General features: G+C 37.2%; 11 protein-coding genes and 2 tRNA genes. 3 read left to right on the top strand and 10 right to left on the bottom strand.

The window, feature by feature from the left end:
• Positions 1-25: 25 nt before the first annotated feature.
• The 5 genes from DYE19_RS01125 to DYE19_RS01105 form a co-directional block, all read right to left on the bottom strand.
• Positions 26-102, bottom strand: a tRNA-Arg gene (locus DYE19_RS01125).
• A 65-nt stretch (positions 103-167) separates the two neighbouring features.
• Positions 168-260 (bottom strand) — tRNA-Ser (locus DYE19_RS01120).
• A gap of 119 nt (positions 261-379) precedes the next feature.
• Positions 380-2395: a DNA helicase Rep gene (gene rep, locus DYE19_RS01115; RefSeq protein ID WP_115322331.1), complete on the bottom strand. Its 2016-nt coding sequence runs from the start codon at positions 2393-2395 to the stop codon at positions 380-382.
• Positions 2396-2408: 13 nt separating this feature from the next.
• Positions 2409-2630, bottom strand: coding sequence for a YceK/YidQ family lipoprotein (locus tag DYE19_RS01110; protein ID WP_115322330.1), 222 nt, complete (start codon positions 2628-2630; stop codon positions 2409-2411).
• Between the two features lie 130 nt (positions 2631-2760).
• Complete coding sequence (locus DYE19_RS01105) at positions 2761-3579, bottom strand: 5'-nucleotidase, lipoprotein e(P4) family (RefSeq protein ID WP_049214265.1); 819 nt, start codon at positions 3577-3579, stop codon at positions 2761-2763.
• A 249-nt stretch (positions 3580-3828) separates the two neighbouring features.
• Here DYE19_RS01105 and polA point away from each other — a divergent pair, with 249 nt between their 5' ends.
• Entirely contained in the window at positions 3829-6618 is a 2790-nt protein-coding gene (polA, locus tag DYE19_RS01100) for a DNA polymerase I (RefSeq protein ID WP_115322329.1), read from the top strand.
• Positions 6619-6680: 62 nt separating this feature from the next.
• On the opposite strand, the gene DYE19_RS01095 is transcribed toward polA, so the two are convergent.
• From DYE19_RS01095 to DYE19_RS01080, 4 genes are all read right to left on the bottom strand, one after another.
• Positions 6681-7409: a TerC family protein gene (locus DYE19_RS01095; RefSeq protein WP_049214269.1), complete on the bottom strand. Its 729-nt coding sequence runs from the start codon at positions 7407-7409 to the stop codon at positions 6681-6683.
• Between the two features lie 68 nt (positions 7410-7477).
• Positions 7478-8146, bottom strand: a complete 669-nt coding sequence (mutH, locus tag DYE19_RS01090) for a DNA mismatch repair endonuclease MutH (protein WP_115322328.1) — start codon at positions 8144-8146, stop codon at positions 7478-7480.
• A gap of 9 nt (positions 8147-8155) precedes the next feature.
• Positions 8156-8698, bottom strand: coding sequence for a methylated-DNA--[protein]-cysteine S-methyltransferase (locus tag DYE19_RS01085; RefSeq protein WP_115322327.1), 543 nt, complete (start codon positions 8696-8698; stop codon positions 8156-8158).
• 65 nt (positions 8699-8763) lie between these two features.
• Entirely contained in the window at positions 8764-10089 is a 1326-nt protein-coding gene (locus DYE19_RS01080; RefSeq protein WP_115322326.1) for a porin, read from the bottom strand.
• A 222-nt stretch (positions 10090-10311) separates the two neighbouring features.
• Here DYE19_RS01080 and DYE19_RS01075 point away from each other — a divergent pair, with 222 nt between their 5' ends.
• On the top strand, positions 10312-10602 hold the full coding sequence (locus DYE19_RS01075; protein WP_049214276.1) for a YfcZ/YiiS family protein: 291 nt from the start codon (positions 10312-10314) through the stop codon (positions 10600-10602).
• Between the two features lie 63 nt (positions 10603-10665).
• On the opposite strand, the gene DYE19_RS01070 is transcribed toward DYE19_RS01075, so the two are convergent.
• Positions 10666-12321: a putative transporter gene (locus DYE19_RS01070; protein ID WP_115322325.1), complete on the bottom strand. Its 1656-nt coding sequence runs from the start codon at positions 12319-12321 to the stop codon at positions 10666-10668.
• Positions 12322-12508: 187 nt separating this feature from the next.
• Between DYE19_RS01070 and DYE19_RS01065 the strand changes: the two genes are divergently transcribed.
• Complete coding sequence (locus DYE19_RS01065; protein ID WP_049214280.1) at positions 12509-14266, top strand: ABC transporter ATP-binding protein/permease; 1758 nt, start codon at positions 12509-12511, stop codon at positions 14264-14266.
• The last annotated feature ends 242 nt before the right edge of the window (positions 14267-14508 follow it).

The following is a 14508-nucleotide window of genomic DNA, read 5'->3' as shown; positions in this document are numbered from 1 at the left end:
TCTAAACAATAGAGTCAATTTAAAATGGCGCACCCGAGAGGATTCGAACCTCTGACCGCTCGGTTCGTAGCCGAGTACTCTATCCAGCTGAGCTACGGGTGCAGCACTTGTTTACTTGCTATTGAGCTAAACAACTTTGAGCTAAATAACTTGTAAACTTGAGTAAATGGCGGTGAGAGAGGGATTCGAACCCTAGATGGAGTTTTTGACCCCATACTCCCTTAGCAGGGGAGCGCCTTCAGCCTCTCGGCCATCTCACCACAATCGGTTTGTGGGCGGTATGATACTTTTTTCTGAAAATAAGTCAAATCATTTTTTATAAAAAAACATTCAGTTGACTGATTTCTCTACAAATGAGAGTAAATAAAAGAGAAAAAAATTATTTTCCCCGTAAAATAGCACGTAAATTGGCTAACTGATTCGCCGTATTTTCTTGCTGCTGTGCCTTTGTCATCGGTGGTTTATCACGCTCCCACTGTATATCATCTACAGGTAATTCAGCTAAAAAACGGCTTGGTTCAGGTTTCAAAATTTCACCAAACTGACGGCGCTCTTTACATAAAGAAAAGACTAAATTTTGTTGTGCACGCGTAATGCCAACATAAGCTAAGCGGCGTTCTTCTTCAACATTATCTTCATCAATACTGGTTTGATGTGGCAAAATCCCTTCTTCCATACCAATCAAAAAAACATGTGGAAATTCTAGCCCTTTAGAAGCATGCAATGTCATCAATTGAACCTGATCACTTTCATCATCTTCCTCACCTCTCTCCATCATGTCGCGTAAAGTTAATCTAGTGACAATTTGATTTAAGTTCATTGGTTCATCAACTTCATCTCCTTTAAGCATATCACCAACCCAATCAAACAAAGTGGCAACATTTTTACTTTGCATTTCTGCTGCTTTTGGACTTAGTGCATATTCATATAAATATTCTTCATAATGTAATTGCGCTAGCATAGTCCGAATCGCCCGTTCAGGTTCAGAGCGTCCTATTTCATCACTCAATTGTACGACCCATTGAGCAAAATTTTGCAATGCATTGTAAGCCTTAGGTGTAACTCGTTGAATCAGTTCAAAGTCAAAAATTGCTTCAAACAAACTTATCTGTTTCTCTTGTGCTAATGTACCTAATCTTTCCAGTGTCACTGTACCAATTTCACGCTTTGGCGTATTCACAATGCGTAAAAATGCTGCGTCATCATCTTGGTTAACCAATAAACGTAAATATGCCATCATATCTTTGATTTCAGCGCGAGAGAAAAATGATGTCCCTCCTGAAATTTTATAAGGAATACGGTTTTGCATGAGCACTTTTTCTAATAAACGAGACTGATGGTTACCTCGGTATAGAATAGCGTAATCTTTATATTTTGCTTTATTCATGAAACGATGAGCGATTAATTCACTTACTACACGTTCTGCCTCGTCCTCTTCATTTTTTGCTTCAATAACTTGTAATTTCTCTCCTGATTGTAGAGTTGAGAAAAGTTGTTTATCAAAAACATGTTCATTATTAGCAATAAGAATATTGGCACAATGTAAAATACGCTGTGTTGAACGATAATTTTGTTCTAATTTAATGACTTCTAATTGAGGAAAATCCGTTTTTAAACGCATCATATTTTGGGGACGTGCACCACGCCACGAATAAATAGACTGATCATCATCTCCCACTACAGTAAAACATGCTCGCTCACCCACTAAGAGTTTAATTAACTCATATTGGCTAGTATTCGTATCTTGATATTCATCTACTAATAAATATCGAATTTTTTGCTGCCACTTTAAACGTACATCTTCATTCTGTTTAAACAATAAAGTCGGCAACATGATTAAATCATCGAAATCTAACGCATTATACGCTCGAATTTGTTTACTATAGCGCTCATAACATATTGCAAAAGTATCACCTTTAGCATCACGTGCTAACGCTTTTGCTTGTTGAGGAGAAATCAGATCATTTTTCCAATTTGAAATAGTTGAGACTAGCTCACGTAATAACTCTTTTTCTTCTGCAAGCAAATCCACTGTCAGCTCTTTTAATAACGCCAATTGGTCATGTTCATCAAACAGAGTCATATTCGCTTTCAAGCCCAACTGTTTGTATTCTCGTTTAATGATATCAAAACCTAATGTATGAAAAGTAGACACAGTAAGCCCACGACTTGCTTGCTTACCGATAGAATGTGCCACCCGTTCTTTCATCTCACGCGCGGCTTTATTCGTGAAAGTCACTGCTGCAATCTGACGTGGCTGATAACCACAATTTGCTACTAAATATGCGATTTTATTAATAATCACTCTTGTCTTACCCGAGCCAGCCCCTGCTAATACTAAACAAGGACCTGTTACATATTTAACTGCTTTTTGTTGTTGCTCATTTAATTTCATTGCGAATTATTTTTTATTGTATTTGTTGTGACCAAACATAAGGTAATAAGACGGAATCGAGTAAAAAAGAAAGTGGTAAGTCTAAAATAGGTAATCCCCACTGTTTCGCCATTTCCACATCATATCTAATCCCCGCATAAGCAGAATAAGGCTCTGTTGGATCAATTAACTTGACTATTGTTCCACAGCCATTTAAACAACAAAGTGCGGTCAAAATGAGAAATATTTTTTGCATCATTATCCCCATGATAAAAGATAGGCTAATGATATAAGTAATACATTTAAAATGCGATAAGAAAATCGTCAGAAAGAAAAATGCGGTAAACAAAAATGTCACCGCATTTTGTCAAATGAAAAGAAAAGCCTTATTTACCATCCCAAGCATGGATTGCTTTCGCACGTACATCTAACTTGCTTTGTGAGTCACCTTTAAAGTAGTTTTTATCTAAACCACCTTCCCAGTCACCATATTGTGTGTTTGGTAACATAATAAAGGTTTTTCCAAATTTTTTACTATTTTTAGCCACAAATTCGCGACGCTCTGCATTGCTTTTCTTGTAAGTGTCATCACCAAAATCGTTTAAGTTATCACCTACAAATAGTACGATATCATACCCCATGTCTTCAACTTGTTTGAAACGGATTGATTTATTTGATTTGTCTTTTTTCAATAATAATGTTTTATCATTCACACCAGTAAAACCAAGACGTTTCATATCATCAACCGTTCCCGCCTTCTCAACATCATCACGACGGTTAGACACGAAGAACATCGTACCACCATTTGCATTGACATAATTAGAGAATTCTACTGCTCCTGGAATTGCAGCCGATTGTCTTGCATCTACCCATTTAGTCCAAGTTTTTGGTGAAAAACCTTGACCTGTTTTTACTTGCCAACCAGCATACGCACTGTTGTCGATCATTGTTTCATCTAAATCAACAACAACTGCTTTTTTCTTACCTTTTTTCACTTTAGCATGATCGAAAGCGATTTTTGCTGAATTGAATGCTTGATGCGCCAAAGCATCATACTCGCCAGATTGTTGTGTCCACACTAAACCCATTGTCACTTGCTGTTGTAGTTTAGCCTGATTTTCTTGTTCCATAGCTTGTTGGTTTGAACATGCTGCTAATAATACAAGAGAACTGACTGCAATCACTGATAACTTAAATTTTTTCATTTTCTTCTCCTTGAATTGGCCATTAAAATTATGCGGATATTAATTTAACAAATTAATAAATAAAGGGATAGTTACTGCCAATCTGAATGTGATTAAGATCACAAACTTTTTTCTTTTTGTGAATATTTTTACATTTCTTGACAATAAAATGATACATACTGAAAAAAACATTCCTTTTTTTGACCGCACTTTTCCTTCATTTTTACGCTATAATGGCAGCCAAATTTTCATTTTAAAAACGGTTCAATTATGGCAAAAATTGCAGAAAACCCTTTAGTTCTTGTTGATGGCTCCTCTTATTTATATCGCGCATTTCATGCATTCCCACCACTCACGAATTCTTTAAATGAGCCAACTGGTGCGATGTATGGCGTATTGAATATGCTAAAAAGTTTGATTGCACAAGTACAGCCAAGTCATCTTGCTGTGGTATTTGACGCTAAGGGTAAAACGTTCCGTGACGAAATGTTTGAGCAATACAAATCACACCGCCCTCCAATGCCCGATGAATTACGCCAACAAATCTTGCCTCTCCACAATATCATTCGAGCCTTAGGTATTCCTCTTCTCGTTGTTGAAGGAGTAGAAGCCGATGATGTTATCGGTACTCTAGCAGTGCAAGCTTCAAAAGCGGGTAAAAAAGTCTTAATCAGTACGGGTGATAAAGATATGGCACAGCTCGTTGATGAAAATATTATGCTCATTAATACAATGAATAACAGCTTACTTGATCGCGAAGGTGTGATTGAAAAATATGGTTTGCCTCCTGAGTTGATTATTGATTACCTTGCGCTAATGGGAGATAGCTCAGACAATATTCCTGGTGTACCTGGTGTGGGCGAAAAAACTGCTTTAGGTTTACTACAAGGCATTGGTAGCATGGCGGAAATTTATGCCAACTTAGATAAAGTGGCTAACTTGCCAATTCGAGGTGCGAAAAAACTGGGGGATAAACTGCTTGATGCAAAAGAAATGGCTGATTTATCCTATTTACTTGCGACGATAAAAACAGATGTTAGCCTAAATATTACACCTGAAGAACTCACGCTGAGTGCTGCAAATAACGACCAGCTTATCGAATATTTTGGACGTTATGAATTTAAACGTTGGCTTAACGAAGTGATGAACGGTGAAAGCACGGTTACGAACGGTCACGAACAAGCAATCAAAATCAATCACTATCAAATCACACCACTAGCAACTGAAACAGAAAGTGTCGTCAAAATTAGCATAGATCGCAGTCAATATGACTGTATCCTCAGTTTATCGGTTTTAGAGAAATGGATAGGTAAGTTAGAAACGGCAAAATTAATTGCTATAGACACGGAAACAGACAGTTTAGACTATATGTCAGCTCATCTGGTCGGGATTTCTTTTGCCCTAGAAAATGGTGAAGCTGCTTATCTTCCACTCAAACATAACTATATCGGTGCGCCACAACAAGTCAATTTTGATCATGCACTCGCATTACTCAAACCTATTTTAGAAAATCCAGCTATTGAAAAAGTAGGACAAAATATCAAATTTGATCTTAGTATTTTTGCTCGTCATGGCATTCATGTACAAGGAATAGCTTACGATACTATGCTACTTTCTTACGTGTTAGATAGCACGGGTCGCCATAATATGGATGATCTCGCTAAACGGTATTTAGGTCATCAAACCATTAGCTTTGAAGAAATTGCAGGTAAAGGTAAATCTCAACTAACATTCAATCAAATCCCCTTAGAACAAGCGGCTGAATATGCTGCTGAAGATGCAGATATTACGATGAAATTACAGCAAGTATTATGGCCAAAATTATCACAACAACCGACGTTAGTTGAACTCTATGAAAACATTGAGCGCCCATTAATTGCGGTCCTTTCTCGAATTGAACGCCATGGTGTATTAATTGATTGTGATGCACTCTTTACGCAATCAAATGAAATCGGTGCAAGATTGACCGCACTTGAACAACAAGCTTATGAATTAGCGGGTCAACACTTTAATTTAGCTTCCACAAAGCAATTACAAGAGATCTTATTTGATAAATTAGGTTTACCTGTTTTAAAGAAAACACCAAAAGGTGCTCCTTCTACCAATGAAGAAGTATTAGAAGAATTAGCCTATGAACATGCATTACCTAAAGTATTAGTGGAACATCGTGGCTTAAGTAAACTCAAGTCAACTTATACGGATAAATTACCACAAATGGTTAATGTACAAACAGGACGTGTGCATACCTCTTATCATCAAGCTATCACAACAACAGGCCGTTTATCTTCAAGCGATCCAAATCTGCAAAATATCCCGATTCGAAATGAAGAGGGACGTCGTATCCGCCAAGCGTTTGTTGCTCGTGAAGGCTATAGTATAGTTGCAGCAGACTATTCACAAATTGAATTACGTATTATGGCGCATTTATCAAAAGATCAGGGGCTGATTAATGCGTTCAATGAAGGAAAAGACATTCACCGCTCTACTGCTGCCGAAATTTTTGGCATACCACTGGAACAAGTCACCAATGAGCAACGTCGTAGTGCTAAAGCGATTAATTTCGGTTTAATTTATGGTATGAGCTCTTTTGGTCTATCACGTCAGTTAGGTATACCACGCGGAGAAGCACAAAAGTATATGGATTTATACTTCCAACGTTATCCAAATGTCCAAACATTCATGAATGATATTCGCGAAACAGCGAAAGCACAGGGATATGTCTCGACTTTATTTGATCGTCGTTTATATTTATCTGATATTAGCTCAACAAATGCGATTCGTCGTAAAGCCGCTGAACGTATAGCAATTAATGCCCCAATGCAAGGTAGTGCAGCTGATATTATAAAACGGGCAATGATTGCATTAGATCAGCAAATTGCAGACCATTCTGATATCCAAATGATTATGCAAGTACATGATGAATTAGTGTTTGAAGTGCGCTCAGAAAAAGTTTCTGAATTTACCCAACTCATTAAACAAACGATGGAACAAGCAGCACAACTCGTCGTCCCACTCATTGTCGATGTAGGTGTAGGTGAAAATTGGGATGAAGCACATTAATCTTTAAAAGAATGTAAAAGGCGGAAGTAATATTCCGCCTTTTATATACCAAATACCAACTGCTATGCTGTTGGTTTCTTAATTAATTTTTTACGCATTTTAATATTAATCATCTCTACTACAACAGAGAAGCCCATTGCGAAATAAATGTAACCTTTCGGAATATGGAAATCTAAGCTTTCACCAATTAACGCTACGCCAATTAAAATCAAGAAGGATAAGGCTAACACTTTTAACGTTGGATGAGTTTCGACAAAATCCCCTATTGGTTTTGCTGCAAACATCATCACACCAACTGCAATCACAATAGCCACCACCATAACTTCAATTTGATCCACCATGCCCACTGCCGTAATCACAGAGTCTAGAGAAAACACAATATCTAAAATAGCAATTTGCGTTAAAATCCCAATAAAACTAGCCTTTTTCGGTGTATTTTCTTCATTCTCTTCTTCAGGACTCATTGCATGGTGAATTTCATGGGTACTTTTTGCAACCAAAAATAATCCACCAAATAATAAAATTAAATCTCGACCTGAAATCTCTTCACTAAATACTGTAAATAAAGGGGTAGTCAATGACATCACCCAAGATAACGAGAGCAAGAGTAAAATCCGCATCCCCATCGCGAGCCCTAAACCAATTAAACGCCCAGATTGGCGCTGTCCCTCTGGTAAACGCCCAACTAAGATACTAATAAAAATAATGTTATCAATACCTAAAACTATTTCTAATGCAGCCAAAGTAAACAGCGCAATCCAAGCTTCTGGGCTAGCTAACCATTCAAACATAATCACTTTTCCTTCAAATTAAAAAATTTGTACAAATCATATAGTTTTGTTTAAAAAATGCCAAGAAATTAATCATGACCCTGTAAAAATTGCTGCAGAATTTCAGTCGTAAACTCTTTACGTAAATAAAAACCTAAAGGCAAAGTTTCAATAATCTTACCATCTTCGCCTATCCCTTTAGTGAGCGCTTTACTATTTGCGCCTTTAGGGCGTAATTGTAATACTTCGCCTAATTTCGCTGTAATTTGTTCCACCTTACCCAAACTAATATATTCCATTAATTCTTCCCAATCACGCTGCAAACGGTATTCCTGTTCCATTGAGGGCTGCCATAAAATCGCCTGTCCAATATGGCGTTCTGCTAAAGGAATATGACGTTCGCCCTCTATCGGTATCCACAAGACTTTACTTAGCTTATATCTCACATGTGAGTTCTGCCAACTCACTCCCGTATTATGAATTAATGGTGCAAGGCTGACAAAAGTGGTTTCTAAAGGTACCCCCTGTGAATTAATCGGGATTGTTTTTAGTTCTATGCCAAGATGAGCAAAATCACGTTCTGCTTTACTACCTGCTGTTGCACCCAAAGCAGCTTCAATGAGCATCCCTACCCATCCTTTATCTCGCTTTAAATCTACAGGAATAGGTAGATGTAAAGTATAGGCTAATTCAGCAAAGGTTAAGCCAGCAATGGACTGTGCTCGTTTAAGTAATGCTTGTTCAGTACGAGGAATCATAAAGTGCGGTCAATTTTGATAATATTTCTTCAATAACTTAGGTTTTACAAATTCAATACCTTTATCTATATAAGCAATATGCTCTAATTGCAATAAATGGCGTTTTGTCGGTAAGCCGCCACCAAACCCGGTTAAACTACGATTTTTGCCTAAAATACGGTGACAAGGGATGATAATACTAATCGGATTACGTCCTACCGCCCCCCCTACTGCCCGCATAGCTTTAGGGTGATTAATTAACTGCGCTAGCTCACCATAAGTGGATGTCTGTCCATAGGGGATTTGCAGTAACGCCTGCCAAACTTGCTGTTGGAAGTCGGTACCTTTTGGCGCAATAGGAATATCAACGAAATTTTCTGGTTTACCAGCAAAATAACGAGCTAATGCCTGTTTAACTTGAATAAAGAGCGGTCTATTTTCATCAAAAATCCATGTTGGATTCGGCGCGATCTGCTCTAATTCAAAATCCAAATTGGTTAATTTATTATCTTGAGACAGCATTAATAAACGCCCTACAGGTGCCTCAAAATAACAATAATAAATAGACTGCATCCTATATCTCCTAAACAGAAAAAGCGTACCGAAGTACGCTTTATTATGCTAAATTTCTGCCTAAATTAGAAACGGTAGTTCACATTTAAACCGTAAAGATTTGCAGTCGCCTTACTGGTGAATGGAACACCCTCCTCTTTAAAAGTATTTTTCTTCCCTTTTAAGTGAGCAAAGCCTGCATCAATAGAAACATTAGGTGTAAAGCGATAAGTCGCCCCTAAACTATACCAAGTACGATCTGTATCTGGAATTGAGATGCTATGATGATCCTGTGCTGCACTTTCATCATAAGCAATACCAGCACGGACAGTTAAGGCATCAGTCACATCATAACTTGCACCTAAAGCAATACGCGAAGAATCTCTAAACTCTTCAGTTTTACTAAATAACGTTGTACCGTCAGCACCTTTTGCACGTAGTTCTTTAAATTTACTCCATTGAGTATATTTATAACTATAGTGCATCGCAAAACGATCGGTCATTTTATGATAACCAGAGACTTCCCAATAAGCTGGTAATGGTAGACTTAATGATCCTGGGATAGTTTGCCCACCAGTTGCGGTAATACCACTCGCTTTTAATGCAGCAATTAACATCGGGTTATTTGTTGGAAATTGATTTGAATAGTCTCCTTTAAAGTCAATGTCCACTTGTGAATGATAAGCCACACCAATACGGTTATGTTCATTAAATTCGTACACTAAGCCCGCATTCCAACCAAAGCCCCATTTATCACCCTCTAATTTAGAAATGATGGTATTTTCTGGCAATGCAGCAAGTGCTTGAGCGATTTGAGTCATTTGAGGATTAGTCATTAATTGTTTAGCTTTCGCTTTAAGCGCCACGCCAGCATAACGCTCCAGTTTTGCTTTCGCATGCACTGCATTTAAGCCTAAACCAAAGCTTAAGTTATCTGTAATACGGTAAGAACCACTTAAATTGAAGTTGATCGCAGTGAGATCTGTTTTTCCACCTAAAAAACCACCTGCATACTTATCATTAAATTCCGTTGCCAAACCATAGTTCACATTAACACCGCCCCCTACTGCAAATTTGTCATTAATTGGATAAACCCCATAAACAGTAGGTACTAATGCATTCGGTGCAATATTTTTATATGAGAAACCAGGTGCAGGTGATTCTAAATCAATATTCGGGTCTACATAAATTGCCCCAATAGAAATTTCAGGCCTTTTTAATAAGCTCATCAACGCAGGGTTTGTTGCGACAACTGCTGCATTATCAGCAATTGCTGCTTCACCAGCATATGCACGACCTAAACCTGAAGTTGAAACCTCTGCTAATTGGAACGCTGCTGCTGAAGCACTGCCTGCCGCGACAGCTAAAATTGAAGAAAGAAGAGTTTGAGTAAATTTGCTCGTTTTTGCCATTTTTAGCCCTTTGTTGTTTAAATTATATGTAATAAGCGTTTGGATTCTAAAGAAGTATGCATACTGGTGCAAATTTATTTCTCAATTTAAATAAGAGTTCAGACCAGTATAACCGCACACCCTAGAAGCCATAACCTCAATAAAGGGCGGTTAAATTTTGCGAAGAATTAGAACAGTGGTAAAATAACCATAAATTTTTACTAAGTAATCAAAGGATAAAATATGAGCAAATTAAAATGTAGCGCTGAAGAAGCAAAAGCTTGTTGTTGTGTTGATGTAGGTACAATTATTGATGGTTCTGACTGCACAGTAGATTTTGAGCAACTTTATGACACAGAGGAGTTAGCACAAGAAGCCCTCGCTTATTTAACCCAAAAAGCAAAAGCAGCAGAAAGCGATCCTTGCCAAATTCAAAGTGAGATCGTGAAAACTGAAAATGGTGCACTATTAAAAGCACAGTTTGAATTCAGTTGCCAAGCAGAAGCGATGATTTTCCAACTTTCAACAAGATAATCTTTGATAAGATTAAAAGCCTAAAAAAAGACTGCATATTACTATGCAGTCTTTTCTTTTTCATTAAAACAACAATATGGCTAATAATTGCGGTGATATAATCCTGAGGAACATCACCATCGGATAAACCGTCGCGTATGATAACGCCGACGCGCCACTATCCTCTTTAATCGCATTCGCAAAAGCTAATGCTGGAGGATCTGTCATTGATCCTGCTAATAGTCCACACAGGGTTAAATAATTCATTTTGGCATATAAACGTGCAATCAGCCCTGTTACCATCAATGGAATGAATGTAATAATAATACCATATGCCATCCACTCTAAACCGCTACCATTGAGTAGTGTATCCATAAAGTTTCCACCTGATTTTAGCCCTACAACAGCTAAAAACAGTACAATCCCAATTTCACGTAATGCTAAGTTCGCACTTGGTGGCATAAACCAGTACAATTTTCCAATACTTCCAATACGTGCGAGGATCAAAGCAACAACTAATGGCCCACCAGCTAATCCAAGCTTTAACGCGACGGGAAAGCCAGGAATTTGGAAAGGAATCGAGCCTAATAATACACCTAGACCAATCCCGATAAAGACAGGTAACATTTGGACTTGTTGTAACTTTTGTTGCGCATTACCAATCACGGACACAGCTTGGTTTAATACTTCACTACGTCCAACAACATGTAGCACATCACCAAATTGTAATGTTGTATTTGCTGTTGGGACTAACTCTACCCCTGCACGATTTAAACGTGCAATAACAACACCATATTTTTGATGAATACCCAAAGAGCGAATCCGTTTACCTAATACTTTTTCATTCGTAACAACAATACGATCTGAACGCAGATCACCTGCAAAACTTGATAATGGCACATCAACCTCTTCCCCCAAAACTAATTTAATTTTACGTAATAAAGGAAGCTCACCAACTAGATGTAAAAGATCGCCTTGCTTAATAATAGTATTGGCCTGTGGTACGCTAATATTTTCATCTCGTTTTAAGCGTGTACAAACCACATCTTTCTTCTCATCAAACCCAGGAATATCAATTAAACGCAATCCATCTAAATTTGGATTAGTCACTTTAATATTCATCGATCCTAAACTATCTTTATCCTGCCCACTTTCTTTTAAAAAGTTTTTCGCTTCATCATCCACTTTAATGCGAAAAAATAAACGAATGAGCCACATAGAAAGCAATATACCGCAAATCCCGAATGGATATGCCATAGCATAAGCCATCCCCATTGTTGAAGTCGTTTGGCTAGAAGTGAGTTCAGCTAAAATTTGCTGACCCGCACCAAGAGAAGGAGTATTGGTCACTGCGCCTGAATAAATGCCAAGAATAATCTCTAATGGAATATCTGCAATGAGATAAATGGCAACAACAGATAAAGAGCCTAATAAGACAATCAAGGCTGCAAAGCCATTGAGTTTCAAGCCTGATTCACGTAATGATGCAAAAAAACCTGGTCCTACCTGAATACCGATTGTATAAACAAATAAAATTAAGCCAAATTCTTGAATAAAGTGTAAGGTATGTTGATCTAATTCCAGCGAAGTATATTGTTTTATGAAATGGGCAACGATAATCCCGCCAAAAAGTACACCACCAATACCTAACCCCACGCCTCTAATCTTCCAATGTCCTATCCACAACCCAATGACAGCGACAAGTGCAAGGAGGCTTATAGTGATCGCAATATCACTCATAATTTACCTCTACATCAATTTTTAATTTAACAAAAATAACTATAAATAATTATATCAATCTCTATTTTTAAAAACTTAACGAAATAATAAAAACTTAATCTTAATCACATTTTTCTTGCTTAATACCTAAAAATTTTTAAGAATACGACACTATTTTTTTACAAAACATTTGATATTTGGATTTATCATGAATTGGTCGCAAGAACTCTCAGACTCTTTTTTCTGGTTGCTAAAAAGTCTCTCCCTTACTGCTATCATTTTTCCTATCGCCGTCTATATTGTGTCAAAAACAACCAGATGGGGACATCAACTTTGGTTATTAGCTGAAGATTATTTCAATCCAAGAAAGAATATTCGACCACTTGTCTATTTTATTGTGATCGTCTTTTTTGACTTACTTTCAGTACGTATCGATATTTTAGTCTCGAACTGGTATAACGCCCTGTATAAGTCATTACAAGATATGAATGAAACGGTTTTTTGGCAACAAATGGTCGTGTTTGCAGTGGTCGCCACATCAAGTATTGGTAATGCATTATTAAGCTATTATTTAAGTAAGCGTTTTTTAATCCATTGGCGTCTTTGGTTTAACAATAAAATGTTAAATAAATGGACTGAAAATCAAGCGTATTACAAAACACAATATCTTGAAAATCATTTAGATAACCCAGATCAACGTATCCAGCAAGATATCAATTCTTTTGTGACAAATACTTTAGATTTCGCTACGGGTTTAATTTCTTCTATTGTGTCTATTGTGGCATTTACTATTATTTTATGGAATCTCTCTGGCACAATGAATATTGGTAGTATTGAAGTACCACATGCGATGGTATTCCTCGTATTTATTTATGTATTATTTACGAGTATTTTTGCCTTCAAAATTGGACGTCCATTGATCCAACTTAATTTTGCAAATGAGCGTCTAAATGCAAACTACCGCTATTCTCTCATTCGTTTAAAAGAATACGCAGAAAGTATTGCTTTTTATCGCGGTGAGAAAATGGAAAAACGTCTTTTGCTTTCTCAGTTTGATCAAGTTATTGATAATGTCTGGAAAGTTGTACACCGTACGTTAAAACTATCTGGCTTTAACTTAATCGTCACACAAATTTCCGTCGTATTCCCACTTGTTATTCAAGTGACACGTTATTTTAGTAATCAAATTACACTAGGTGACTTAATGCAGACGTCAAGTGCTTTTGGTCGTGTGCAATCCGCGTTATCTTTCTTCCGTAACTCATACGATGATTTCGCCGCTTATCGTGCAGTACTCGATCGTTTAACAGGTTTCCATACTGCTATCCAACAGGTTAATCAACCTTCAGATTTAATTATTCAAGATAGTGAAAATACTTTACGCTTCGAAAATTTAACTGTTCATACACCAACGGGTAAGACATTAATACAAAATCTTAATCTTAACTTACCTATTGGTACATCACTATTAATTCAAGGCGAATCAGGTGTCGGTAAGACAACTTTACTCAGAACAATCGCAGGGTTATGGTCTTATGCGAGTGGCATCATTCATTGTCCACAGCAAAATACATTATTCTTATCGCAAAAACCTTATTTGCCACAAGGTCGCTTAATTGATGCATTGTACTATCCAGATATCGCTCCTGATAATATGGATCTACAAAGTGCGGTCGATATTTTACAAAAAGTCCAATTAGGCCATTTAGCAGATAAATTGACATTAGAAAATGAATGGACCCGCGTCCTTTCTCTTGGTGAACAACAACGTTTATCATTTGCTCGAATCCTTTTATGCAAACCAACGGTTGTCTTTTTAGACGAGGCAACTGCAAGTATGGATGAAGGATTAGAGGATGCGATGTATCGCCTACTTAAAGCAGAATTACCTCACACCACGATTATTAGTGTAGGGCATCGTTCAACATTAATTGAACACCATCAACAACATCTGCAAATTAACTAATCCCACAAAGGCTTTGCTTCAATGCAAAGCCTTTAAAATTTGTTCAAACCTCACCGCACTTTAATACCAAGTATTAAAAAAAGAACGGAAAAGACGATAATTTAGGCTAAAAAGCTAAATGAAAAAAGACTAAACTAATCAAGCCATCCGCTTTCTAGTAAAACAGATCAAAACATATTTTGCTTTGTTATTACTTCACAATAAGGCATCTTATTTCTCTATATCAATAATTCAAACCTCAA

The organism is Pasteurella canis, from assembly GCF_900454865.1.
GTDB classification, from domain to species: Bacteria; Pseudomonadota; Gammaproteobacteria; order Enterobacterales; family Pasteurellaceae; genus Pasteurella; species Pasteurella canis.
Note: the sequence above shows the minus strand (reverse complement) of the source record. Positions and strands in the feature narration are given on the sequence as shown.